Raw genomic sequence first — 24,293 nt, 5'->3', positions numbered from 1 at the left:
TTCGATGACAGCCACCGTCGAACAGGTCACGACGGAGGGGCCGGCCGAGCCCCTCCGCCGTGACCGCCGGCCGAGGCGCAGCCCGCTGGCCCGCCGCGAGGACCGGGCCGGCTGGGCCTTCGTCGCGCCGTGGGTGATCGGGTTCCTGATCTTCACCGCCGGACCGATGATCGCCAGCCTGGTGCTGTCCTTCACCGACTACCAGATGATCCAGGCCCCGCGCGCGGTCGGCCTGGAGAACTACCGCGAGCTGTTCGACGACCCGCGGGTGCTGAAGGCGCTGAGCAACACGTTCGTGTACGCCGCGATGTTCGTCCCGCTCGGCACGATCTTCGCGCTGGTGCTGGCGATGATGCTGCAGCGGGTCGGCCGGGCCGGCGGCTTCTTCCGGACCGCGTTCTACCTGCCCGAGATGACCCCGGGGGTCGCCGCGGCCGCGATGTTCCTGCTGCTGCTGAACGGTCAGCAGGGCCTGGTGAACAAGGTGCTCGGCTGGATCGGCATCAACGGGCCGAACTGGACCGCCGATCCGGCCTGGCTGAAACCGTCGCTGGCGATGGTGAGCCTGTGGACCCTCGGCGGCACCGTCGTGATCTACCTCGCCGCGCTCAACGGCGTGCCGAAGCAACTGTACGAGGCGGCCGAACTGGACGGCGCCGGCCAGTTCACGCAGTTCTTCCGGATCACGGTGCCGATGATCTCCGGGGCGCTGTTCTTCACCGTGATCACGAACACGATCGCAGCGATGCAGATGTTCGACCAGGCCTACACGATGTTCTACGGCCCGCAACAGAAGGCGGCGGCGTCCGAGGAGTCGCTGGTGTACATGGTCTATCTGTTCCAGAACGCGTTCCAGTTCTTCAAGATGGGCTTCGCCTCGGCGATGGCGTGGCTGTTGTTCGTGATCATCCTGCTGATCACCTTCCTGCAGGTCCGGATCGGTAACCGGTACGTCTACTACCACGGGGAGCGCTGATGACGATCTCCCCGCGCAGGTTGCCGTTCCTGCTGTTCCTGACCGCGGCGACGTTCGCGTTCGTGTACCCGCTGGTGTGGCTGGTCAGCGCGTCGCTGAAGCCACGGTCCCAGGTGTTCGACAACCGGCTGATCCCGGCGGTGTTCCAGCCGGAGAACTATGTCCGCGTCTGGGAGGCCGCGCCGGTGATGCGCTGGCTGGTGAACTCGCTGACCGTCGGGTTCATGGCCGCGGCCGCGGTGACGTTGTCCAGTGCGGTGGTCGCGTTCGGGTTCGCGTACTTCCGGTTCCGCGGACGCAACCTGCTGTTCGGCGTGCTGTTGTCGACGATGATGCTGCCCGGCGCGGTGACGATGATCCCGGTCTACCTGATCTGGAACCAGCTCGGCATGATCGACACCCAGATCCCGCTCTGGGCGCAGAACCTGTTCGGTTCGGCGTTCTACGTGTTCCTGCTCCGGCAGTTCTTCCTCGGGATCCCGCGGGAGTTGTTCGAGGCGGCCCGGGTGGACGGCTGCGGGTACTTCGGGATGTTCCGCCGGATCGCGTTCCCGCTGTGCAAACCGGCGCTGGTGATCGTATTCGTCTTCGAGTTCAAGGCGAGCTGGTCGGACCTGATGAAGCCGCTCATCTACCTGCAGACGCCGGACTACTTCACGATGCCGCGCGGGCTGAAGCAGATCATCGACGCGTTCGCGCTGTCGGGCCACTACGAGTGGGAGATCGCGATCGCCGCCAGCGTGATCGCCGTGGTGCCGATGATCGTCCTGTTCGCCTTCGGCCAGCGCTACATCCTCGACGGCGTGGCGACGACCGCGCAGAAGGGCTGATCCGTCCGCCATGCCAGAAGCTCCCGTGCTCGCCCTCGACGTGGGCGGGACCAAGCTCGCCGCCGGCGTGGTCTCCGCCGAGGGCACACTGCTGTCGTCGTTCCGCAGTGCCGAGACACCGCTCGCGGCCGGTCCCGAGGCCGCGATCAGCCGGCTGGTCGATCTCGGTGAGAAGGCCCTCGCCGAGGCCGGCCACCCGGAGATCGCCGCCGTCGGTGTCGGCTGCGGTGGACCGCTCGATCCCCGGACCGGCGTCATCCTCGGTCCCCCTGGCCTGCCCGGCTGGGACGAGGTCCCACTCGGCCGACTGGTCGCCGAGCACTTCGGCCCGCCGACGTACGTGGAGAACGACGCGACCGCAGCCGCGCTCGGGGAGTACCGCTGGGGTGGCTGGAACGTCGAGAACCTGGTCTACCTGACCGTCTCGACCGGCTTCGGCGGTGGCGTGGTTGCTGACGGCAAGCTGTTCCGCGGTGCGGCCGACCAGGGCGGCGAGCTGGGTCATGTCGTCGTCGACTGGCAGGGCCGGCAATGCGGTTGCGGTGCTCGCGGCTGCGCCGAGGCGTACGTGTCCGGTACGTCGATCGCCCGGCGCGCCGCCGAGGCTCTCTTGGATCGGCCGGACTCGTCCCTCGCCGGCGTCGGGACTCTGACCGCCAAGGACGTGTTCGAGCATGCCCGCGGCGGGGATCCGGTCGCCCGCGCGATCTGGGACGAGACGACCGCGATCCTCGGCCGGATGGTCGCCGTGATCGTCAACGTCTGGGAGCCCGACCTGGTGGTCCTCGGCGGCGGCGTCACCCGTGCCGGCGGCCCCTTGCTCGAACCGGTCCGCGAGACCGCGCTCCGGCAGGCGATGCCACCGGCCGCGAAGGCCTGCGACGTCGTCCTGTCCCACCACGGCGACACCGTCGGCGTGCTCGGCGCGGCCGCCATCGCCTACGACCGTCTCGAAGCCGACGACGCGAACGGAGTACGAGCATGAGGACCACGCTGACCGAGGTCGGCAGCCCGGACACCGCACCGAGTGCGGCGGGGCGCCTGCTGGACGGGCAGCTCGACCGGCACGCCGAGGTCGCCGCCGCGATGCGGGACCGGCTCCCGCAGGTCCAGGCGGTGGCGGAGGAGCTGATCCGGCGGCTCGAGGCCGGCGGCGTGGTCTACACATACGGCAACGGCGGTTCCGCGGCGGACGCGCAGCACCTGGTCGGCGAGTTGATCGGCCGCTATCTCCGGGAGCGGCGCCCACTCCCCGCGGTCGCGCTGATCGGCGACGCCGCCGTGGTCAGCTGCATCGCGAACGACTACTCCTACGACGACGTGTTCGCCCGGCAGATCCGCGCTCTGGCCCGTCCCCAGGACATCGTGGTCGGTTTCAGTACGTCGGGCACGTCCCCGACCGTGGTGAACGGGCTGGCCGCGGCCCGGGCGAACGGCGCCTGCTCGGTCGCGTTCACCTCGACCCGCGGCCAGGACCTGGCGGCCGCGGCCGACCTGGCGGTGGTCGTCCCGGCGGAGGAGACTGCCCGGATCCAGGAGATGCATCTGCTCGCCCTCCATCTGATCAGCGAACTGGTGGACCGGTGGGCGTACGAAACCGACGACGAGACCGTGGAGAACGCATGACGCGCCCGGCCCGGGGCCCCTTGCACATGATCGGCAACGCCCACATCGACGCGGTGTGGCTCTGGCAGTGGCAGGAGGGATACCAGGAGGTGCGGGCGACGTTCCGGTCCGCGCTGGACCGGATGGACGAGTACCCGGACTACGTCTTCACCGCCGACTCGGTCGCCTACTTCAGCTGGATCGCCGAACACGATCCGGAGCTGTTCGACCGGATCCACAAGCGCGTCGCCGAGGGCCGGTTCGAGATCGTCGGCGGCTGGTGGGTCGAGCCGGACTGCAACATCCCCGGCGGTGAGGCGTTCGTCCGGCACGCGTTGTACTCGCAGCGCTGGCTGGCCGAGCACCTCGGCGTGATCGCCACGGTCGGTTGCAACGTCGACCCGTTCGGCCACAACGCGTCGCTGCCGCAGCTGCTGAGCAAGGCCCGCCTCGACTCGTACGCGTTCCTCCGGCCGCAGGCGCACGAACGCGAGCTGCCCGGCCAGAAGTTCTGGTGGGAGGCGCCCGACGGTTCCCGGGTCCTCGCGTACCGGATCCCGCACGAGTACTGCTCGCCCGGCGGCGAGATCTCCGGCCACGTGACGAAGGCGCTGCAGCAGTTGCCGGTGACGTCCGAACCGTTGATGGTGTTCTACGGCGTCGGCAATCACGGTGGCGGGCCGACCATCGAGAACATCGAGTCGATCAAGCAACTCGCCGCCCGCGACCTCTACCCGGAGATGTTCCCGTCCACGATGCGCCGCTTCTTCGACGAGGCACGCACGTTCGACGGGATCCCGGTGCACGCGACCGAGCTGCAGCCGCACGCGATCGGCTGCTACGCCGCGCACTCCGAGGTCAAACGGCAGAACAGGCTGGCCGAGCAACTGCTGCTCGCTGCCGAGAAGTGGACCACGATCGCGGCTGTCGTCGGCGGGACCCGGGACGCGACCGCCGAGCTCGGTCACGCCTGGCAGCAGGTGCTGTTCAACCACTTCCACGACATCGCCGCCGGGACCGCGATCGAGCCCGCGTACGACGACGCCCGCGACCAGCTCGGCGAGGCCAAGTCGATCGCGGCCCGGCTGGCGAACCGGTCGATCCAGTCGATCGCCCGGCAGATCGACATCCCCGCCGAGGCGACCATGGTCCCGGTGGCCGTGTTCAACCCGCACGCCTGGCCGGTGACCGCGACCGTCGAGCTCGAACTCGGCTACCCGGCCCCGTTGCGCGGTGCGATCGCGCTGACGGAGGGCCTGGCCGGGCGCGCCCTGGAGATGCAGGAGATCCGCTCGGCGGCCACCGCCAACGGACGACGCCGCGTCGCCTTCACCGCCGAACTGCCCCCACTCGGCTACCAGCTCTACACGATGCGCCCCGGCGACACGTCGTACCACCTGGGGCAGCCGGCGTCGGACGGGTTCGTCCTCGACAACGGGATCGTCCGGGTCGAGGTCGATCCGCGGACGGGCTGGCTGAAGTCGTTGGCGACGGCCGATGGGCCGAACGTCGTTCCGTCCGCGCGTCGGCAAGTCCCGCACGCCCAGGTGATCGACGACGACACCGACACGTGGAGCCACGGCGTCCGCTCGCTGTGGGACACGACCGGCGCCTTCGAGGTGACCCGGGTCCGTCGGCTCGCGGACGGCCCGATCCGGCAGGTGGTGCGGGTGGAGTCCGCGTACGAGCAGTCGCGGTTGATCGAGGAGTACGTGCTGGACGCGGGCGCCGAGGCGGTCGAGGTCCGGGTGACGATCGACTGGCGGGAGCAGCTGAAGACGTTGAAGCTGTGCTTCCCGTTCGCGCTGGACAAGGCCGAGGCGACCCACGAGATCCCGTACGGCCACCTGGTCCGCGAGCAGAATCGCGAGGAGGTCCCGTCCCACGCCTGGGTCGATCTCTCCGGGCCCGAGGGCGGGGTCGCGCTGCTCAACGACGGCAAGTACTCGTTCGCCGTCGACGGCACGAAGTCGGGTCGGCCGGTGCTCGCGATGACGTGCGTCCGGTCGCCCGTGTACGCGTGGCACGATCCGCGCCGGCTGGACGCCGACGGCGTCTACGAGTACCTCGACCAGGGCATCCAGCGCTTCCGGTATCGGCTGCATCCGCATGCGGGCGATTGGCGGGCGGCCGGTGTCGTGCGGAGTGCGGCCGAGCTGAACCAGCCGATCACGCCGCTGATCGAATGCTTCCACCCTGGCCCACTTCCGGAGCAGCAGTCGTACGTCACCGTCGACGGCCCGGGTGCGGAGCAGGTCGTGGTGTCCGTGGTGAAGAAGGGCGAGGAGAACGACGGCTCGGTGGTGGTCCGCGGGTACGAGACGAGCGGCGCCCCGGCCGAGGTGACGGTGTCGCTGCCGTTCCTGGGTCGCTCGATCGAGACGACGTTCGGCGCGAACGAGGTGAAGACGCTGCTCCTCAAACCGTCGACCGACGAACCCGCGACCGAGGTCGACCTGCTGGAGTGGGACCCGCAGCAACCGCCACCCGGCCTGGCCCGCTGACGGCCGGTGCTGGGGAAAGGTGATCCGGTGCAGCTCAGCCTGACCGTCGAGGACGCCGACGGAGCCGTGCTCGACTCCGCCGATTGGGAGTTGTCGGTCGACGTGCAACCGGTCGACGAACTCGAGGAGACCTGCACGGTCCGGGTCCGCTACAACGGTTCGGTGCCGATGGAGGCGCGGATTCGGGCTGAGCTGCCTTTGCCGATCGCGGCTGACGAGGAGCCGTACTGGTTGGTTCCTGGCGTGTTCTACGGGGCCAATCGGGACGAGGAATGCACGCGGCTCTACCCGCGGTACGTGATCGGTCGGTCGGACATCGACGCGCTGGAGTCGGACCACTGGGCGTTTCGGGCCGATCGCGCGGCTACTCCGGTGGTCTTCTCCTGGGGACGAACCGGTGGCTTTGCGCTCGATGTGGCCGCGGATACCTCGCTCGGGCACAGCGGGCTCGGCTTCGGCGCAGGACCCGAGCGGCCCGCGAGTCTTTGGGTCTCGCTGCCTTATCGGGAAGAGCCGTTCAGCTATGTCGGTGAGCCTAGGGGTGTTGAACCGTTGGCGGCGACGTATCGGTGGGAGCCCGGGGAGGCACACGAGATCCGGATCGGTCGATGGACCTTGCCGGCGGATCGGACCAGCTACGTCCCCGTCCTTCGTCGATTGCGGGAACGGCAACGCGCCGCCGTACCGCCGGTCCGGCCGTGGGTCGACGTGACCACGGCGGCCGAGCTTGCGGCGTACGGGTTGTGGCGTTGGCATTACCGGCCCGATCCGGCGGTGCTGATCGAGACCGCGCTGTTCGATCGTGAGCTGGCCGGGGACGTCGGGCAGCACGGCGACCGGCACGCGATGCACGTCGCCTGGGTGAGCGGCATCCCGTACGCGCACGCGCTGCTCCTCCATGGCCGGCGAGCAGGGAACGCGGAGTACGTCGAGGCCGGGATCGCGGTGATCGACCACATCACCTCGAGCCTCACGCCGGTGGGCACGTTCCACGGGACCTGGTACGCCGAGCACGGGTGGAGTCAGTCGTGGACCCCGGTGCGAGGCGGATTGCATGCGCGCACGTTGGCGGAGGCGACGTTGTTCACCGTGCGCGCGCTGGCCGCCGAGGCGGAGCAGCATCCTGGCTGGGAGGCGGCGGCGCGGAGCAACCTCGAGTTCGCGATCGCCGCACAAGAGGCCGAGGGCAACTTCGGCAGCTTGTACCACCGCGATTCGGGTGAGGTCCTGTCCCGTCGAGGCGACGCGGGGCTGACCTGGATCGCAGCGCTGGCGGAGGCGTACGAACTCTTCGGCGACGAGCGGTACCTGGACGCGGCACGACGCGGTGGCGGGTATTACGCGTCGTCGGTGGTGGACGGCACCTTGTGTGGCGCTCCCGAAGACGTCGACCTGGCACCGACCTCGGAGGACGGGTACGCAGCGGTGATCTCGTATGTCGCCCTGCATCGTGTCGATCCGCAGGACCGATGGGTGGAGCTCGCCCGCTGGGCAGCGGAGTGGATGCTCACTTTCGGTACAGCTACGACGTCCGCTTCGACGAGCACACCATCCTCGGCACCTACGGCTTCCGCAGCCGGGGCGCCGACAACGCCAGCCCGTCGAACCAGCACCTCCACAACTACGGCCTGATCTGCACCCCCGAACTCGTCGCCTTGTCGTCGTTGACGGGCGACCCGACCTACGCGGAGTCGGCCGCCGAACACCTGCGTTTCGCCCGGCAGTTCATCGCCCGCCAGGACGGTGACTTCAACGCTCGTCGTGGCATGCTCACCGAGCGGTACTACCAAACGGAGTGCTTCGGCCCTCAGGGCGCGATCCTCACGCTCTCGCACAGTTGGTGCATCGGTCTGCTGCTTCTCACTTGCGAACAGGCCCTGACCCACAAGGACCTGTCCGAAGTCTCCTGGTAGCCCCCGCACCCGAACTCACCCGGCGTTGGCTGCTGTCGCGGTCGCGGCGATGATCGCGGCCTGGGTCCGGGTGATGGCCTTACGAACCGCGGGGCTGATGGCTTGACCAGCGGCGATGTCGGCCATCCGCCCCTTGACGTACTTGCGGTCGCCGGCGGGGAACGCCTTCCGCCACAGCTTGGCTGCGTGGAGCACCCCGACGAGAGCCGCTGTGCGCTCGTCGGGCGTGCCACGCTCGAGGACCGCCGCGCTCAAACGGCGGCGGACCTCGGCCTCCGTGGTCGTCTCTTGGGCCGGGTAGCGATGCATCGGAAGCAAGGGGACGCGCTTCTTCCGCAGCACGCCACGATCGACCAGCGAGGAGACCGTGGTGCCGGGAGCACTGTGGTGGGTGCGACGGAGCACACGGGAGACCTTGAATCGCTCGGCTGTGGACAGTTTGCCGAGCGCCGAGTCCAGGTGAGCCACACCGGTCGGACTGGCGTCGAGAACCGTGACCCGGTCGTCGTCATCGACGGTGATGCGTCGGCTGAGGACGAGGTCGACGACGACGGCGCCGGCCACGGCCCAGTCGAGGCCGAGGCGGAGCTTGCCGGCTCCGGAGTCGTTGTCGAGGGCAATCAGGATGACTTCCTCGGCGACGGTGAGCTCTGACATCTGATGAGGCCCTTCTCGTGAGTGTCGGCGGAGTCGGGTGGGGATCAGCGCAGCCTCGACCAGAAGCGGCAGTGGTCCTGACGGGCCAGGTCGACTGGTCGGATGCCGTCGGCACCCGGCGCGAGCTCCTGGACGTACGGGTGGCCGATCGCCCGAAATCGCGGCCACCTGGGACCGTCCGCGTGGCCGGGATCGCCGGTCGCCGCGAAGCTCGCCCAGTAGTCGATCATCTGCTCCGACAGGCGTTGCTGCTCCGGCGTGAACTTCGGCGTGACCCCCAGCAGGCCGAACAACGACCACAGCTCGGACGCGTGCTGGGCTCCCATCGGCATCTTCGGCGGCAACGGCGAGAGCAGCGGCGGGTTGGGATCGGCGAACTCGTACTGGAACACCGGGACCCATCGAGCCAGGCCACGGGACGTCTCGTACTGGGTGCAGGCCCACTTGCGGTCGGTCGTGATCGCGGCCCAGGTCAGGGCGGCGGAGCCGTACGCCTTCCTCGGGTACTCGGCCTCGATCTTCGCCCGGTTCGGCCCGAACGTCTCGGTCATCACGGCGTCGTAGGTCGCTTCGCTCATCGGCTCGCCCGTGTCGTAGAACGAGGTCGACTGGGTCATTTCGTCGCGAGTGTTCCCGGACAGGACCGGAGTTCGGTGGACCCGGCCGCGCCGCACGGCGGTTCCCGGATCCTCGGGGAGCACCGCGGTGCCGTACGCCGGCTGGATGAACTTGCCCAGCCTCGGCATCAGCGAGTCCACCGGCAACGCCCGCAGGCAGGCGACGACGGCCTGGTCGGGACCGGTACAACCGAGCTCGGTCGCGGCCTGCCGGCCCTGTCGCTCCAAGGCGGGAAGTGGTTCGTAGATGTCGTCGGCCTTCTGGCCCCGGTACTCGAAGTTGGTCAGCCAGCCCGTCTCGCACGAACCGCTCTGCATCACGACCTTGTCGAACAGCCCGGTCGCCGTCGGAGACGTCAGGTGCGCGCAGTTGCTGACCGCGCCGGCGGACTGACCCGCGATGGTGACGTTGCGGGCGTCGCCACCGAACGCTGCGGCGTTCCGCCGGACCCAGGCCATGGCGGCCTGCTGGTCCCGCAGCCCGAACGTGCCCGAACCAGGCAGACCTGGGTGCCCGAAGAAGCCGAAGATCCCGAGCCGGTAGTTGACCGTGACCACGACGACGTCGCCACGGGCCGCCAGGCGCTCGGCGTCGTAGTTGCTTCCGGCCCCCATGTAGAAGCCACCACCGTGCAGCCAGACCACCACCGGCTTCGGCTTCGCCGGATCGGACGCCGGTGTGATGACGTTGAGGTAGAGACAGTCCTCGTTCTTGCTGCCGGCAGGGACCTCGCCCGGATCCTGAGGGCAGGCCGGTCCGGGTCGTGTACCGTCGCGCTGGCCCTGCCAGGGCGCGGCGGGTCTCGGGTCCTGCCAGCGCAACGCACCGACGGGTGGCGCGGCGTACGGGATGCCCTGGAAGGCCCGGGTGTCGTCGGTCACCGACCCGCGCACCGCGCCGCCCTCTGTCCAGACGACCGCGTCGTCCGGGCCGGTCCCAGCCCCGGTGGCCTGGCCGGCGGTGCCGAGCACCCCAACGCTCGCGCCGACCGCTGCGACGAGGGTCAGGGCGATCCCCTTGGTCTTGCGCTTCATCGCTCGACCACCTTCGCCGGTCTGATCAGCGGTGGGCGTACGCCGTATCATGTTCATGCGTACACCGTAACTAGTACATTGCCAGAATGCCAACCAGACAAGGTGAAATCGACGAGAAGGTGTACTAGTTCATTCAGCAATGAACTAGTACACTTGGCGGACAGATCGACGATCGAGAGGTGTCCATGGAGTCCGCAGCACGCAACGACCCGCCTTACGTGCGGATCGTCGCGGAGATCAGTGCGAGCATTCGGTCCGGCGAGCTCCAGCCCGGACAGCGGCTGCCGTCCATCCGTCAGATCGCCGATCGCTGGGGCGTCGCAGTCGCCACCGCGACAAAGGTGGTCGCCACCCTGCGCGAGGACGGGCTGGTCGATTCGAAGGTGGGTTCCGGCACGATCGTCAGCGTGCAGCCGGCACAGCGGCGGACCGGCCCACCGCGCAGGTCGACGCGACCGGCGCGAACGCAGCCCGATCCGGTCGCCCGAGCGTTGAGTCAGCGCCCGATGCTCCAGGCGGGGATCGAGATCGCCGACGCCGAGGGACTCGAGGCCGTGTCGATGCGGCGCATCGCGGCCGATCTTGGCGTCGCACCCATGTCGCTGTACCGCCATGTCGAGAACAAGGACGAGCTTGTCGCGCAGATGGCCGACGAGGTGTTCGGCGAACTGGAGTTGCCCGATCCGGGGCCGGACGGCTGGCGGGCCAAGCTCGAGCTGATCTCCCGCGCGCAGTGGGCTTTGTGCCGGCAGCACATCTGGCTGCCCCGGGTCATCTCGTTCACACGGCCGACGCTGGCACCGAACATGATGGCGCAGACCGAGTGGACCCTGCAGGCCCTCGACGGGCTCGGCCTGTCCATGACGACGCGCATGCAGGAGGCCCTCGCGGTGCAGTCGGTGGTCGTCGCCGCCGCGGTGTCCTTGGCGGACGAGATCGATGCCGAGGTGGAGAGCGGCATCACGCTCACCCGCTGGATGGCTGCCCAGCAGCAACGCGTCGACGCACTGCTCGCGAGCGGGGGGTTCCCACTGCTGGCGCAGGTCCACCAGGAGACCGTCGCCGATCTGGACGGACTGTTCGAGTACAGTCTCGCCCGTCACCTCGACGGCTTCGCGGCCCTGCTCGAGAAGTCCGACTGAGTCAGCGGATCGCCTCAGGCCACGGACGTGCGTGGCGATGAACAATGCCGGTGATCTCCGCGAGACGATCGCGGCACCGGGTCGCCAGGACACGGCCGGGATCCTCGACCTCCAACGCAGGAGTCCACAACGCACGCCCCGCCAACGTCCCGGAAGCCCCACTGGTACAAGCCAGCTCGACCGCTCGCGGGAAGTCGTCCCGGGCCACGCCGTTCGACAGGACCACCCACGGCACCGGCAACGTCTCGGTCAACCGGGCACACGTCTTCACGATCTCGTCGGCAGCGCCAACACCCCGGCTCGGCACCTGCGCCTTGTACAGATCCGGGCGCACCTCACCCAGGACCTCGGCCGCAGCCACGATCGCCGGATCCAGGTCGAAGTCGGCCTCGCCCGCGGTCGGCTGCACCACCGGCTCGAGCACCGACAACAACCCGGCGCCGCGGCATCGCTCGACGAACTCGCCCGCCATCTCCAGCCGACGGCGTTCCGCACCGTCCCGCTTCCAGATCACCAGCAACTTCAACGCGACGACGCCGCGCTCGATCGCCGCAGCCACGTCCACGTCGTCGAGGTACGTGTCCGTCACCGGCCCACCACGCTCCTGGGCGAGCTTGTCCACGGCAAGGATCAACCCTGGCTCCCGAGGCGCGTCGTACCCCTGGTCGATCAGGAAGCCGGACGCCAACGGCGCGAGGTGCTCGGCAACCGCGGCCTTGAACGAGGCCAGCGCCGCCGGATCGTCGGGGCGGCCGTGGTCGGCGAGCATCGTGCGCAGGCTCTCCCGCTGATCCATCGCGACCATCGCGAAGGTGCCGTCGTCGTAGGCGAGCGCGTCGAGCGTGTTGGCCATCGGAATCTCCTCAGGTCGGCCGGTGGGGCTCGGACACCACCTTATGGAATCGATGCCAGGCTTCGCCATTCCACTGGTCCACCAGCTGTGGAAAAACCTTGACCACCTGGGATTCCAGCGGTACCGACGGCTGCCCGGAAACCACCTCGGCCGCCATCAACGCAGCGCCCTCCGCGGCCGTCGCCTCACCGTGGACGACGGCGAAGTCCCGGCCGCCACTCGCCAACGCCTTCCGCCGCATCCACCCGTCGAGCCGCGTCGGCCCACCGAGTGCGACAGTGCTGCGCCACTCGATCCCAAGCAACCGCGTCTGCTCCTCGGCCATCCAGCGCGCGTGATAGCTCAACGCATCCACGAGCGCCCGCATCTCCTCCGCCGGATCAGCCGCTGCCCCACGTACGTCGTACCGCGGGGTCGGGTCCGGAGAAGGCGCTTGCCGTCCATTCGGGTACGGCGCGATCACGTGGTCGCTGGGTGGTCCGACGTGGTCCAGGACCTCGACGAGCCAGCGGTAGTCCCGATCGAAGTACGCGAGCCGCTGCTCGACCAGACCACCCGCGGCACCGTTCCCGGAGATCGCGCAGCCACGCCGTCCATCGGCGTACCAACCAGAGCTGATGCCCTGAAGCCGGAGCACGTCGTCGAGGACGGGAGCGCTGCTCGGCGTGACCACGGCCTCCGACGTACCGAGCGAGTCCGCGACCTCCCCTGGCTCCCGGACGCCGGCCGCCCATGCCCCGACCAGGTGGTCATGGCCGCACAACACCACGGGCGTCCCACTCGGCAGTACGCCGTGAGTGGTGCGCGCCGTGATCGCGAACGGCTCCGCGATGTCGGGCAGCCGATCCAGACCGCCCCACGCGAGCAACTCCTCGTCCCAGGTACGCCGCCGTAGATCGAGGACGCCGTACCGCTGGGCGTGGGTGAGGTGGGTGGCATACGTACCCGTCAGCGCAGCGAGTACGAGGTCCGGTGCACCCGCCCACAGCCTGGTACGCCGGAGAAAGGAGGTCGTGTCGGCCAGCCAGCGCCAGGTGGTCACGGGCAGTTTCGCGCTGAGCCGGAGCCCAGTCCGCGCGAACAGCGCCTGGTGGCCGATGTCCTCGGCGAGGCGCGCGGCCTGGTCGACGCCGGGCTGGTCGCGCCAGGTGATGAGCTTGGTCAGCGGCTCCAGCTCACTCCCGAGCGGCACACCCGTCTCCGCCATGCCGGACAGGCCCACGCCCTCGATCCGCTGCCCGTCACCGACCTCGGCAATCAGGTGGAGCGTCTCCCGCTGCAGCGCGGCCGCGTCCGTCGGTGTGGGCACGGTGCGGATCCGGCCCTCCGGGAGCAGGCAGACCTTCGTGTTCGTCGTCCCGATGTCGATCCCGAGCCATGACACGGTTCGCACCCTACGACCCAATGCGGACCAGTCCACCCGCTGATGCGATAGCGTCCGTTGTCCCCCGAAGAAGGAAAGTCAATGGGCGAGAGCTCCTCCAAGATCATCGTCGTCGTCCCGACCTACAACGAGCGGGACAACCTGCCGGTGCTGGCCGGCCTGCTCGCGGACCTCGACGTCCCCGGGCTGCAGCTGCTCGTCGTCGACGACAACTCCCCCGACGGCACCGGTGACGTGGCCGACGAGCTGGCCAAGGCCGCACCGGAGCGGATCGGCGTGCTGCACCGCACCGAGAAGGACGGACTCGGCCGCGCGTACGTGGCCGGGATCACCCGGGCCCTGTCCGAGGACGCCGACATCGTCATCCAGATGGACGCGGACCTGTCCCACCCGGCCACCGTCGTCCCGACCATGGTCGAGACCCTGCGGACCACCGACGCGGGCGTCGTGATCGGGTCCCGGTACGTCCCGGGTGGGTCGGCCGCCGCGGAATGGGCCTGGCACCGCCGTGCGCTCTCCGCCTGGGCGAACTTCTACGTGAACGCGATCCTGCGGCTGCACGTCAAGGACGCCACGGCCGGCTTCAAGGCCTGGAAGGCGGACACATTGCGCGCGATCGACGTCCCCTCGATCCAGAGCAACGGGTACTCGTTCCAGGTCGAGATGAACTACCGGGCGGTCCGCCGCGGCTTCCGGATCGCCGAGGTCCCGATCCGCTTCGAGGAGCGCACCCATGGCGCCTCCAAGATGAGCCTGAAGGTCCAGCTGGAGTCCGCCCTGATGCCGTGGAAGCTCCTCGTCCGCCGCTGACTCACATCACACCTAGGCCGTGGCAGCGACGACCGCGGCCGTGAAGGCATCCGGGTTGTCGAGCATGACGTTGTGCCCCGACTCCACCGGCACGAGGCGCACACCTGCCTTTGCGAGCGCCTCCTCCCCACCCGGTGCATCGTCCACCGGGTGCAGGAACGTCCGCGGTACGCCGAGCGCGTGCAAGTGGTCCCGCATGCTCGGGCTGGTCCCACGAACCAGGTGGACCGCGGTCCGATAGAGGGCCACCCGCCCACTCAGCCGCATCGTGGCCGCCCAGTGCGCACCGACCCGGTCGAGCGTCTCGGCCCAGCCACGGTCCACGAACTCGGTCTCGGTGTACCCGGCGATCCGCGAACTCCCCACGCCCGTACCCGGAGTCAGCGGGTCCAGGTTCGCGTCGACCAGGACGAGCCGTTTGACCAGGTCCGGGTGACGCACGGCCAGCGTGATCGCCACGGCGCCGCCCATGCTGTGCGCGACCAGATCAGCCCCGCCCGTACCCGCCGTACGGAGCGCTGTGGCGAGGGCGTCCGCGTGGTCCTCCAGCGTGTACCCGAAATCCTCGGGACGATCGCTGATCCCGAAGCCGAGCAGGTCCACCAGCAACCGCCGGCGCCCGGCGAACTCAGGACGGCCGGCCACCGACCCGTAGTACGCGGGTGAGCTCGCTCCGAGACCGTGGACGAACACCAGGGGCGGCCCGTCCCCCGCGAGCTCGACCCACCTGATCCGCGAGCCGTCGGGTAGTACCTCGGCACTCTGCATCTCCGTGATCCCCTCCGATCCGAATACCTCGGCGGCAAGGTATCACGGCAAGGAGATAGGGTCCTGGGCATGCTGGAACTCGCGATCCTGGGATTCCTCCGCGACGAGCCGCTGCACGGGTACGACCTGCGCACGAAGCTGGCGGCGCTCACCGGGCACGTTCGGCCGATCGCGGACGGCACGCTGTACCCGATGATCAAGCGGCTCGAGGCAGCCGGCCTGATCAGCCGAGAGGCTCAGCCTGGCCGGGTGGCGGCACCGCGGCACGTGCTGACGCTCACCGAGGCCGGTACCGCGGACCTGCTGCATCGGCTCCGCGAACCGGCCGAGCCGTTCATCACGGACGAGAACCGGTGGTTCACCCTGCTCGCATTCCTGCGGCATCTCGACGATCCCGCGGCACAGGCAGCGGTACTGCGTCGCCGGCTGACGTTCCTGACCCAACCCGCGAGCTTCTTCTGGGACGGGGACAAGCCGCTCCGCGCCGCGGACTTCGACGACCCCTTCCGGCAGGGGTTGTTCACGATCGCGACCGCGACGAGCCGTACCGAGCTGAAGTGGCTGCGCTCGACCCTGGCCGACCTGGAGGGGTGAACTCAGCCGTACCCGAGTTCGTGCAGGCGGGCGTCGTCGATGCCGAAGTGGTGGGCGATCTCGTGCACGACTGTGATGTTCACCTCGTCGACCACATCCTCCATGGTCTCGCAGATCGCGAGCGTGGGATTGCGGTAGATGGTGATGCGATCGGGGAGTACGCCGCCGTAGTAGTGACCGCGCTCGGTGAGTGGGATGCCCTCGTAGATCCCGAGCAGCTCGGGGTCGCTCGCGGGCGCGTCGTCCTCGACGAAGATCGCCACGTTGTCGATCAACGCGGCCAGCTCAGGCGGTACCTCGTCCAGGGCCTCCGCGACCAGCACCTCGAACTCGGCCCGGCTCATCTCGATCACGCCACCAGCCTAGTGATCCGCCCCACAAGCCCCAGCCATCGCGACCTTCCACCCAATGCGCTCCCGCCTGGTCCTAGGCGGATCCGGTGCTCGGATCGGCGCTCGTCCGGCCGGTTCCGGCGCCGCCGCCGGGAGCGATTTCTGCCTGCCGAGGAACTCGTTTTGGACCCTGGGCCGGAACCCTCTATGCTTACGGCTGTCCCTGGAGCTTCGGCTCCCGCGGGTCCGAGTCCCCATCGTCTAGTGGCCTAGGACGCTGCCCTTTCAAGGCGGTAACGCGGGTTCGAATCCCGTTGGGGATACGGTCGAAAGACCGGTGCAAGACAGGTTCGGAGATGGTGTACCATCGACGAGCATCCTGGCCCAGTGGCGCAGTTGGTTAGCGTGCCGCCCTGTCACGGCGGAGGTCGCGGGTTCGAGTCCCGTCTGGGTCGCCAGGAGAACGGCGGCGGGTGTGAAAACACTCCGCCGCCATCGTTTTCCGAGGTCAGGTAGCTCAGCTGGTAGAGCGTCCGCCTGAAAAGCGGAAGGTCGGCGGTTCGAGACCGCCCCTGACCACACTTCTCCCCCGGCGGATTCTCACTCTGAGATCCTCCGTTTCTCTTGCTGGTCCAGCGACTGATCCAGCAACGTCGACCGCTGGCGACTTGCTACGTGTCAATCGCCGGTGGTGCCGTCGAGGGCTTCTCGGATGATGTCGGCGTGGCCGTTGTGGCGGGCGGTCTCTTGGATCAGGTGGGCGAGGATTGCGCGGAGGTTGACCGGCGCGCCCCAGGGTGTGGTGACGACGTCGTCGAGGGCTCCTGCCGCCACGACCTCGCGCGCTCGGTCGCAGGTGCGCAGGTACGCCTCGACCAGCTCGTCCGCGGTCTCCTCCGGCCTGACCTGGAACTCTGTGTCCGGGTCGAACAGATCTGGCTCGTCGCTTCCCCCGAAGATCTTCAGGAACCAGCCCTGTTCGGTACCGGCCAGGTGTTTCACCAGGCCGAGCAAACTCAGCCCGGATGCGGTCATCGGCCGGCGCAGTTGTTCGTCGTCGAGGCCGTCCAGCTTGTGCAGGAGGGTCGCTCGGTGGAAGTCGAGTTGTTGGGTGAGTGTCTCGCGCTCGTCGGCCACGCGATTCAACTGCTGCCGTTCGCCGGGTGCCGTGAAGCTCATACGTCGCAGACTACGGCGGATCAGGCGTCGAGCCTGCCCGAGCGAAGTCGTCGGAACCACCTGACTGATGCCACACTCGCCTGCACGGCACCGAGCCGCCACGCCGGCCAAGCGAGGTACTTCGATCGTTGACGGCGCCTTACTCACAAGGGAAACGATGACTGACCAGTCGATCTCTCTGCAGCCTGTCGCTCACGTCGTCGGCGGGCGGATTGAGCCCACCGATGACTACTGGGGTGGCACGCGCTCGATCATCCGGATCGACAGCGCTCTCTTCGACAGTGAATCCACCAAAGGTCTCGACGAGTTCTCACACCTTGAGGTCGTCTTCCACTTTCATCTGACCGACAAGACCGATCTGCACCTCGGTGCTCGACGGGCGCGGGACAATCCCGAGTGGCCCGAGGTGGGGACCTTCGGTCATCGGAACATGCGCCGGCTCAACTGGCTGGGCGTATCCCGTTGTCGTCTGCTCGAGGTCGATGGGCTGGATCTACTTGTCGAGGATCTGGACGCCGTTGACGGGACTCCGGTTCTCGACATCAAGCCGTGGTTCGCCGAGTTCGGGGCTCGCGGTGCTGTCCACCAACCGTCGTGGCCGACCGAGATGCTCGGCAACTACTTCGCGCCGCACCACTAGCCGGCTGGGTCGGCCGTGAGCGGGGAGGACGCTGCGGCTTGGCTCGAGCCGAAGTTGATGACCAGTTCGTCATTACTTCTCCGTGCCCTCGTTCTCGTGAGCTCGAACGAGATCCAGGTAGCGAGTCACACAAGCGCGGGCTGTCTCGTGGGTTCCGATGCGTGGGAGTGCGGTGCGCAGACCCTCCACAGTGGGCGTTGTGCCCAGCATGGTTGCCATCGCGGTCGCCTTGTCCGCGTCGCCGCGTGCGATGAACTTCGCGGCCAGCGGGAGCATCGCGAGGGCGAAGGTTTCGGGGTCGGGAGCCGGTCCAGGTACTCCCCTGCCGACGAGGTCGAGGGTGTCGCCCAGATTCAGGCTCCCCATGGTCCCCGAACCAGCGAGAAGCCTTGACCCTGTAGGGATTGGCGCCGCCGACGGCCACTCGTACCAGTCGACCCACAGCGGCAGACCGTTCACGTCGTACATCGCGCCGACGTACCCGCCGCCGGCCGGCCCGTTGTCGGGCAGCTCGATGGTGAGCAACGCGTCGTCCAGTAGGCACCGTCCTTCGACGACCAGGAGGTCCAGATCGCTCCAGGCATCGCCACGTCCCTCACCGTGCGAGCCGATCAGCCAAACGGCTTTCGCCTCCACCGTCGGGATTGTCTCTTCCAACCACCGATCACGGGCCTCGACCAGCGCGGTCAACCTGCTGCGGACCTCCTCCGACGACATGCAACGGGAGGTTAGCTCAGCGTGAGGTACGAGGCCCTCGGCGCTCTACCACCGAGGGCCCCGATGCCAGGCTCAAATCATTCTGTGGACTATTTCTGCTGCGAGTGGTAGTGCGGCTCCGGACAGGAGGAGGATCATGCAGCCGCCGCCTCCCGAGTTCTTGTTCTTGTTCATTTTCTCGACTTCTTCGATACCGCCGCGGTGAAAAGCTTCGCCTGCTTCACGTCCCCAGCAGTACCCGCAGAAATCACCCTCTTTGGAGCGTCCGCATTTCCGGCACGTTTCCATGCATCACCTTCGGCCCTGGGCGTTCTTCACGGAAAGACCAATGATATCGAGCAGAGCCGGGAATGGCGCGTTGGCGGATGTCGCCGCTACGGGCGAGGTGCGGGCAGCGAATTGCGCGTCGAGGTGGTATTTCCCAGCCTCCTCCGGGCGCACACCCGACAGGTCGGGGCTTGACAGAGGCCTGGCACGATCTGAACACCGAACAGCTGCTGGGGTTCTGGCACAGACCGCTGTACTCGATGGCGGACGCGTCCACCGATGACGGTGTCGGCACCTGACCGGCCGAGTTTTCCGGAACACCACGCACAGTGCTGATTAGCTTGCGAACGGTGAACTGTTGAGTGATCACTCACACTTCGTCGGTGTTCGGGCGGTTTCGGCCTTGTGGGCCGAGGGTAGGTTGGCGAAGTCAGACAGTAGGACGGAAGTCAGACGGAAAACTGGAACAGACTCGGGGACTGATCTTGGAGGGCACCCTTGTCAATGCAGTACCCGTCAGTAAAGGCTGCCTGTTATTGGCAGCAGTTGGTGCCCACTGAGAGGCCGCCCGTTCCGTCCGAGGAGCTACCTTTTCGGGACGGATAGCGAATCGCGATGGATGCAAACGCCCTGCAGCACAGCTGGGATCAGGTGACGAGGCACGGAGAACAGGTACCGCTGTACTTCTACTCGCATCTGTTCGTGTCGTACCCCGAGGTGCGGTCGCTGTTCCCGCTGTCGATGTCGAACCAGCGGGACAAGTTCGTCAGCGCGCTCGGCCGGATCGTCAGTCATGCCGGCCAGATCGAGAACGACGCGAGCTTCCTGCAACACCTCGGTCGTGACCACCGCAAGTACGCCGTCGTCGCGGAGCACTACAACGCGGTCGGTGCCTCGCTCTGCGCGACCCTGAAACACTTCCTCGGGCCCGAGTGGGACGAGGATCTCGCCGCGCAATGGACCGCGGCCTACCAGGTGATCGCGCGGATCATGGTCGAGGCGGCGGAGGGCTCTTCGGAGTCCAGCCCGGACTGGTGGGACGCCGAAGTGGTCGCGGTCGAGCGGCGGACCATGGACCTCACCCTGCTGACGGTCCAGCCCCGGCACGGGTTGCAGTTCGTCCCCGGTCAGTCGCTGTCGATGGAGATTCCGCAACGTCCGCGGCTGTGGCGGTACTTCAGCCCGGCCAACGCCCCCCGCCGGGACGGCACGATCGACCTGCATATTCAGCAGATCGACGGTGGCCAGGTGAGCCCGACCGTGGTGCGGTCCCTCAAGGTCGGCGACATGGTGAAGCTGGGGGCTCCGGTCGGCGATCGGCTGACCCGGCGACCGGGTGATGTCCGGGACCTGCTGATGGTCGCCGGCGGGACCGGTCTGGCGCCCCTCCTCGCTGTGCTCGAGCAGATCGACAACGAGTGGCGGCGGACGCAGACGGCGCCGCGGGTCCATCTGCTGCACGGCGTTCGGATGGCGTGGCATCTCTACGACCGTCCCCGGCTCCGGGAACTGGCCCAGACGCGGCCGTGGTTCGACTACACGGAGGTCGTGTCGGACGACCCGTCCTATCCGGGGAAGCGCGGGAAGGTCGGCACGATCGCGGCCCGGCAGGACCTGCACGGCCGGATGGCGATGGTCTGCGGCGGCCCTCAGATGGTCGCGCACACGCTGGAGCGGTTGTCCGCCGCCGGTCTGCCGACCGAGCAGATCCAGTACGAGCACTTCTACTACGCGGCTGCGGACGATCACACCGCCCAGCCGGAACTGACCAGGTCAGGAGACATCCAGTGACGAAGAGCAAGCGCCGCCACGACTCTCCGCGCTACCAGACGCCCGCGTCGATCCGGGAAGAGACGTTCCAGCGGCGGATGCGCGGCCTCGACGCCGACCAGGTGCACGACTACCTCGACCTGCTGGCCGACCAGATGCAGGCCACGGAGAAGATGCTCGACGAAACCCGGGCGGAGAACACCCGGCTCCAGACGGAGGTCCAGCGCGGCCAGGCGGAAGTACAGCGTGGACAGGCGGAGCTGAAGCGCGTGCAGGCAGAGCTGGAGGACTACGAGCAGGCCGGCGACCGCGTGAACGAGCAGATCGTCCAGCTGTTCAGCCAGGCGCAGCTCGTGGCCGAGGAGATGGTCCAGGACGTCAGCCGGGACGCCCGCGAGCGCATCGACCACGCCCGCGCGCACGAACGCCAGATCGTCGCGGAGGCCATGGAGACGGCCGGGCAGCACGTTCGGTCGTACGCGCAGAGCGCCCAGGCACAGATGCAGTCGATCGTGGACTCCTTCGCCACCGAGGTCGACCGGATCGGCGGCGCGTCCCAGGCCGGCCCGTCCCAGGCCGGCGCGTCCTTGGCCGGCGGGTCGGGCGCCCCGGCGCCGAACAGGGAGGGGCTGGACGACTTGGGCAACTGGAAGAAGCCGTTCCCGAACGGGAGTGGCCCGCGGCATTCGGGCTCGGCCTGATCGCATCCGCACTCCTCGGTGACCGGAGGACGACGAACCTGGTGCCCCGCCCGGCTCCAGGCAGGCGCACGACCTGTCGTGGCCTCGGTTCTCGCGGTCGCGATCCAGTCCTCGGGCGAATCCGGGAACCACTCGCCCGAGGAGTGACATGAAGACGCAGCACGAAGAACCGAGGAACCTCTGCCCCGTCGCGACGACGGGTGAGGTGACCAGGTCCAGCCCGGAGCGCACCCTCTGGAGCGCCGACCTCGACAAGGTCCGGGCCGCGGCCGAGGAGTTCCTCGAGCTCTTCCACAACGAGAACCCGCGAGCTGCGCCGATCCGGCCGCGGATCGCCGCCGTGATGCGCGAGATCGACATGACCGGGACGTACTGGCACACCCCGGCGGAGCTGGCCTTCGGCGCGCGCGTCGCCTGGCGCAACAACGCCCGGTGCATCGGGCGGCTGTACTGGAACAGTCTGCAGGTCCGCGATCTGCGGGCGGTCTCCGACGCCGCTGGTGTCGCAGAGCAGTGCTTCGACCATCTGCGCGCGGCTCACAACGGCGGCAAGATCCGGCCGATGATCAGCATCTTCGCCCCCGAGACCTCGATCCGGCCCGCCCCGAGGATCTGGAACGAGCAGCTCATCCGGTACGCCGGGTACGACCAGCCGAGTCACCGCGTCATCGGGGATCCGCGCTACCGGGCCTTCACCGCCGAGGTGATCAAGCGCGGGTGGACGCCACCCGAACACCCCGGCGCCTTCGACGTCCTCCCCCTCGTCGTCGAGACCGTCGACGAGGGACCGCGGATGTTCGACGTCCCCAGCTCAGTGGTCCACGAGGTCCCGCTCGAGCACCCTGAGCTGCCCTGGTTCGCCGAGCTGGGGATGCGCTGGCACGCGGTCCCGGTGATCAGCAACAACCGGCTCGAGATCGGCGGCGTCTCGTACCCGGCGGCCCCGTTCAACGGGTGGTACATGGGGACCGAGATCGGCGCCCGCAACCTGGGCGACAACGACCGGTACGCCCTGGTCCCGCAGGTCGCGGAGCGGATGGGCCTGGACACCTCCGACGAGGCGACGCTGTGGCGGGACCGGGCCCTGGTCGAGATCAACCGGGCCGTTCTGCACTCGTTCCAGGCGAACGAAATCACCATCACCGACCACCACACCGAGTCGCGGAGGTTCCTCGTCCACCTGGAGAAGGAGGAGCGGGCCGGCCGTTCGTGTCCGGCCGACTGGAGCTGGATCGTGCCGCCGATGTCCGGCTCGCAGACCCCGGTCTTCCACCGGTACTACGACGCCGAGGACCTGGTGCCGAACTTCTTCGCCGACGACGAGATCGCGCACCGGGCCCTCCACGGAGCTCCTCCCGCGTTCCGCTGACCCCGGACTCAGGCGTGCCGGGTGGGTCGGTAGATCAGCTCCTGGGTGTGGCCGTCGAGGGTCCGGGACTCGAGCAGTTCGAGGTCGAAGTCCTCGGCACCGGCGAAGATCGGGTCCGCTCCGGTCCGGCCCGAGATCACCGGGAAGATCGTCAGCTGGACCCGGTCGACCAGGCCCGCGGCCAGCAACGACCGGTTCAGGGACAGGCTGCCGTTGGACCGCAGGGGTACGTCGGACTCCTTCTTCAGGCGGGCGACGACGTCGACGGCGTCGTCGCTCTCCAACTTCGCGTTCGACCAGGCGAGAGGACCTTCCAGGCTGCTCGACACCACGGTGGTCGGCAGGCTCATCATCCGCTGGTTCACCGGGTCGTCCACCTTGGCCTCCTCGACGGACGGACCGAGCGCGTCCACGAACTGCCGGAAGGTGTTGCCGCCGAGGACCAGCCGCTGCTTCTCGCTGTACAGGGCGAGGCGGCGGTCGAGGAACTCCGGACCCTGCTTACCCCAGTACCCGCCCCAGTCGCCGTCTTCGGTGTACGAGCCGAAGCCGTCCAGCGTGGCGAAGATGTCGAAGGTGTAGATCGCGGTCACGGTGCTCTCCTTGCCTAGGGTGGGCCTCCTCTTGGCGGCCGCTCACCCCTGCTACGAACACCGCGGCCGCGATCCGACATCGCCTCGCGAACCTCCGAAGAGGGCTAGGCGTACCCGCGTTTGAGCAGGTACTTCGCGCCCGCCTCGAAACCGTCCGGGCTGAGTTGCTCGAAGCCGAACGCGTCGGCCAGGCGGTTGGTCGTGTTGAAGGCCGCGCAGACCGCGAGGGCGTCTTCGACCTGTTCGCTGGTGGCGCCTGTCGCGAGGACCGCCCTGACGTCCTCGGCGGTGACCGTGCCTTCTTGGGTCAGCTTCGCGAGGAGTCGAAGGGTCGCGCGGAGCGGTTCGTCGATCGGGGCCGAGTCCAAGTCGGTCATTACGGCCGTGACGCGTGCGGCGTCCGAAGCGGCCCGCGTGGCGGTGGCGGTGTGGGCTGCTGTGCAAAAGGCGTTGTTGTTCTTCCGGGAGATGTAGGCGGCCATCAGTTCACGGTCGGCGACCGGCCAGGCGGAGGGGCCGCGCATTGCTTCCTGGGTGAAGGCCTTGGCGCGGTCGCCGTAGAAGTCCGGGCGGTAGAAGACGAGGCGCGCGGCGTCCGGGGCCGGGTGACCGGAGAACATCCGGATCATCGTGAAGAGCACTTTGGTACCGCGGGTGTACCCGGTGTTGAGGATCTCAAGACGCATGGGCCGGCCCTTCATCACCGGTGGCTTCGGCCAACGCGGAAAGACCCGCCTCGTAAAGTCGGGCGGACTGGCCGACCGCGGCGCAGACGACGAGTTCGAAGAGCTCATCCTCGGTACCGACCGCGGTTCTCGCCGCGGCAACGTCCGCCGCGGTGATTTCCGCGGGCCGGGCGACGACCTTGCCGATCAGTGCGTCCACGGACGGCGAAATCGGCGTGTTGTCGAAGGCTTGGGCCCGCTGCGCTGTCGACGCTCTGCCCTCGCCATTCAGAATGCGATCGACCAGTTCCTGGAATGCCGCCTGCTTCTTGTCAGGCACGACGCAGACACCTCCTCGGCGCTCGACATGAC

General features: G+C 68.3%; 25 protein-coding genes and 3 tRNA genes. 17 read left to right on the top strand and 11 right to left on the bottom strand.

The annotated features are described in order from the left end of the window. The first annotated feature begins 4 nt into the window (after positions 1-4). From FB561_RS11625 to FB561_RS37840, 7 genes are read left to right on the top strand one after another with little or no spacing between them, the layout of a single operon-like run. A complete protein-coding gene (locus FB561_RS11625) occupies positions 5-976 on the top strand; it encodes a carbohydrate ABC transporter permease (protein WP_145805920.1) in 972 nt (323 codons plus the stop codon). Further along, on the top strand, positions 976-1,806 hold the full coding sequence (locus FB561_RS11620; protein WP_145805918.1) for a carbohydrate ABC transporter permease: 831 nt from the start codon (positions 976-978) through the stop codon (positions 1,804-1,806). Before FB561_RS11625 ends, FB561_RS11620 begins: the two co-directional genes overlap by 1 nt. 10 nt (positions 1,807-1,816) lie before the next feature. Then, positions 1,817-2,791, top strand: coding sequence for an ROK family protein (locus tag FB561_RS11615; protein WP_145805916.1), 975 nt, complete (start codon positions 1,817-1,819; stop codon positions 2,789-2,791). Beyond that, a complete protein-coding gene (locus FB561_RS11610) occupies positions 2,788-3,432 on the top strand; it encodes a D-sedoheptulose-7-phosphate isomerase (RefSeq protein ID WP_145805914.1) in 645 nt (214 codons plus the stop codon). Before FB561_RS11615 ends, FB561_RS11610 begins: the two co-directional genes overlap by 4 nt. Beyond that, on the top strand, positions 3,429-5,915 hold the full coding sequence (locus FB561_RS11605) for an alpha-mannosidase (protein WP_145805912.1): 2,487 nt from the start codon (positions 3,429-3,431) through the stop codon (positions 5,913-5,915). The genes FB561_RS11610 and FB561_RS11605 overlap by 4 nt, the downstream gene beginning before the upstream one ends. 27 nt (positions 5,916-5,942) lie before the next feature. Beyond that, the gene (locus FB561_RS11600) at positions 5,943-7,547 is read left to right on the top strand and encodes a hypothetical protein (protein ID WP_145805910.1); all 1,605 of its coding nucleotides are present in this window, start codon (positions 5,943-5,945) and stop codon (positions 7,545-7,547) included. Between the two features lie 23 nt (positions 7,548-7,570). Further along, positions 7,571-7,828, top strand: a complete 258-nt coding sequence (locus tag FB561_RS37840; RefSeq protein WP_170284633.1) for a hypothetical protein — start codon at positions 7,571-7,573, stop codon at positions 7,826-7,828. Between the two features lie 15 nt (positions 7,829-7,843). Here FB561_RS37840 and FB561_RS11595 read toward each other — a convergent pair whose 3' ends face one another. Both FB561_RS11595 and FB561_RS11590 read right to left on the bottom strand, forming a co-directional pair. Further along, entirely contained in the window at positions 7,844-8,485 is a 642-nt protein-coding gene (locus tag FB561_RS11595; protein ID WP_145805908.1) for a GOLPH3/VPS74 family protein, read from the bottom strand. Between the two features lie 44 nt (positions 8,486-8,529). Then, on the bottom strand, positions 8,530-10,137 hold the full coding sequence (locus FB561_RS11590) for a carboxylesterase/lipase family protein (protein ID WP_202880592.1): 1,608 nt from the start codon (positions 10,135-10,137) through the stop codon (positions 8,530-8,532). A 185-nt stretch (positions 10,138-10,322) separates the two neighbouring features. On the opposite strand from FB561_RS11590, the gene FB561_RS11585 reads away from it, so the two are divergent. Further along, positions 10,323-11,279, top strand: a complete 957-nt coding sequence (locus FB561_RS11585) for a TetR/AcrR family transcriptional regulator C-terminal domain-containing protein (RefSeq protein ID WP_145805906.1) — start codon at positions 10,323-10,325, stop codon at positions 11,277-11,279. 1 nt (position 11,280) lies between these two features. Here the strand turns inward: FB561_RS11585 and FB561_RS11580 are convergent, their stop codons facing one another. Both FB561_RS11580 and FB561_RS11575 read right to left on the bottom strand, forming a co-directional pair. Further along, entirely contained in the window at positions 11,281-12,132 is an 852-nt protein-coding gene (locus tag FB561_RS11580; protein WP_170284632.1) for a hypothetical protein, read from the bottom strand. Between the two features lie 10 nt (positions 12,133-12,142). After that, positions 12,143-13,516 (bottom strand): FGGY-family carbohydrate kinase, encoded by a 1,374-nt coding sequence (locus FB561_RS11575; RefSeq protein ID WP_145805902.1) that lies wholly within the window; start codon positions 13,514-13,516, stop codon positions 12,143-12,145. 81 nt (positions 13,517-13,597) lie between these two features. On the opposite strand from FB561_RS11575, the gene FB561_RS11570 reads away from it, so the two are divergent. Continuing rightward, positions 13,598-14,326, top strand: coding sequence for a polyprenol monophosphomannose synthase (locus FB561_RS11570; RefSeq protein ID WP_145805900.1), 729 nt, complete (start codon positions 13,598-13,600; stop codon positions 14,324-14,326). A 12-nt stretch (positions 14,327-14,338) separates the two neighbouring features. On the opposite strand, the gene FB561_RS11565 is transcribed toward FB561_RS11570, so the two are convergent. Continuing rightward, the gene (locus tag FB561_RS11565) at positions 14,339-15,094 is read right to left on the bottom strand and encodes an alpha/beta fold hydrolase (RefSeq protein WP_145805897.1); all 756 of its coding nucleotides are present in this window, start codon (positions 15,092-15,094) and stop codon (positions 14,339-14,341) included. A 69-nt stretch (positions 15,095-15,163) separates the two neighbouring features. Between FB561_RS11565 and FB561_RS11560 the strand changes: the two genes are divergently transcribed. Next, the gene (locus FB561_RS11560) at positions 15,164-15,688 is read left to right on the top strand and encodes a PadR family transcriptional regulator (RefSeq protein WP_145805895.1); all 525 of its coding nucleotides are present in this window, start codon (positions 15,164-15,166) and stop codon (positions 15,686-15,688) included. Positions 15,689-15,690: 2 nt separating this feature from the next. On the opposite strand, the gene FB561_RS11555 is transcribed toward FB561_RS11560, so the two are convergent. Further along, positions 15,691-16,041: a metallopeptidase family protein gene (locus FB561_RS11555; protein WP_145805893.1), complete on the bottom strand. Its 351-nt coding sequence runs from the start codon at positions 16,039-16,041 to the stop codon at positions 15,691-15,693. Positions 16,042-16,270: 229 nt separating this feature from the next. Between FB561_RS11555 and FB561_RS11550 the strand changes: the two genes are divergently transcribed. The 3 genes from FB561_RS11550 (at position 16,271) to FB561_RS11540 (ending at position 16,599) form a co-directional block, all read left to right on the top strand. Beyond that, positions 16,271-16,343, top strand: a tRNA-Glu gene (locus FB561_RS11550). Positions 16,344-16,401: 58 nt separating this feature from the next. Then, positions 16,402-16,478, top strand: a tRNA-Asp gene (locus tag FB561_RS11545). Positions 16,479-16,526: 48 nt separating this feature from the next. Beyond that, positions 16,527-16,599: transfer RNA gene (locus tag FB561_RS11540), tRNA-Phe, on the top strand. A gap of 99 nt (positions 16,600-16,698) precedes the next feature. Here FB561_RS11540 and FB561_RS11535 read toward each other — a convergent pair. Further along, positions 16,699-17,199, bottom strand: coding sequence for a DinB family protein (locus FB561_RS11535; protein WP_145805891.1), 501 nt, complete (start codon positions 17,197-17,199; stop codon positions 16,699-16,701). A 157-nt stretch (positions 17,200-17,356) separates the two neighbouring features. On the opposite strand from FB561_RS11535, the gene FB561_RS11530 reads away from it, so the two are divergent. Beyond that, complete coding sequence (locus FB561_RS11530; protein WP_145805889.1) at positions 17,357-17,839, top strand: SAM-dependent methyltransferase; 483 nt, start codon at positions 17,357-17,359, stop codon at positions 17,837-17,839. Positions 17,840-17,911: 72 nt separating this feature from the next. Here FB561_RS11530 and FB561_RS11525 read toward each other — a convergent pair whose 3' ends face one another. Further along, positions 17,912-18,556, bottom strand: a complete 645-nt coding sequence (locus tag FB561_RS11525; RefSeq protein ID WP_145805886.1) for a nucleotidyltransferase domain-containing protein — start codon at positions 18,554-18,556, stop codon at positions 17,912-17,914. An 882-nt stretch (positions 18,557-19,438) separates the two neighbouring features. Here FB561_RS11525 and FB561_RS11520 point away from each other — a divergent pair. From FB561_RS11520 to FB561_RS11510, 3 genes are all read left to right on the top strand, one after another. Further along, positions 19,439-20,614 carry a globin domain-containing protein gene (locus FB561_RS11520; protein ID WP_145805884.1) on the top strand — a complete coding sequence of 392 codons (1,176 nt, stop codon included), beginning with the start codon at positions 19,439-19,441 and terminating at the stop codon, positions 20,612-20,614. Continuing rightward, positions 20,611-21,294: a DivIVA domain-containing protein gene (locus FB561_RS11515; protein WP_145805882.1), complete on the top strand. Its 684-nt coding sequence runs from the start codon at positions 20,611-20,613 to the stop codon at positions 21,292-21,294. Before FB561_RS11520 ends, FB561_RS11515 begins: the two co-directional genes overlap by 4 nt. Positions 21,295-21,442: 148 nt before the next feature. After that, positions 21,443-22,663: a nitric oxide synthase oxygenase gene (locus tag FB561_RS11510; RefSeq protein ID WP_145805880.1), complete on the top strand. Its 1,221-nt coding sequence runs from the start codon at positions 21,443-21,445 to the stop codon at positions 22,661-22,663. A gap of 8 nt (positions 22,664-22,671) precedes the next feature. Here FB561_RS11510 and FB561_RS11505 read toward each other — a convergent pair whose 3' ends face one another. From FB561_RS11505 to FB561_RS11495, 3 genes are all read right to left on the bottom strand, one after another. Then, complete coding sequence (locus tag FB561_RS11505) at positions 22,672-23,256, bottom strand: dihydrofolate reductase family protein (protein WP_145805879.1); 585 nt, start codon at positions 23,254-23,256, stop codon at positions 22,672-22,674. Positions 23,257-23,360: 104 nt separating this feature from the next. Then, a complete protein-coding gene (locus FB561_RS11500; protein WP_238335158.1) occupies positions 23,361-23,957 on the bottom strand; it encodes a carboxymuconolactone decarboxylase family protein in 597 nt (198 codons plus the stop codon). Beyond that, positions 23,932-24,261: a hypothetical protein gene (locus tag FB561_RS11495; protein ID WP_145805877.1), complete on the bottom strand. Its 330-nt coding sequence runs from the start codon at positions 24,259-24,261 to the stop codon at positions 23,932-23,934. Before FB561_RS11495 ends, FB561_RS11500 begins: the two co-directional genes overlap by 26 nt. Between the last annotated feature and the right edge of the window lie 32 nt (positions 24,262-24,293).

It is taken from the genome of Kribbella amoyensis (genome assembly GCF_007828865.1).
Lineage (GTDB): Bacteria > Actinomycetota > Actinomycetes > Propionibacteriales > Kribbellaceae > Kribbella > Kribbella amoyensis.
This window is presented reverse-complemented; position numbering and strand designations above follow the sequence as displayed.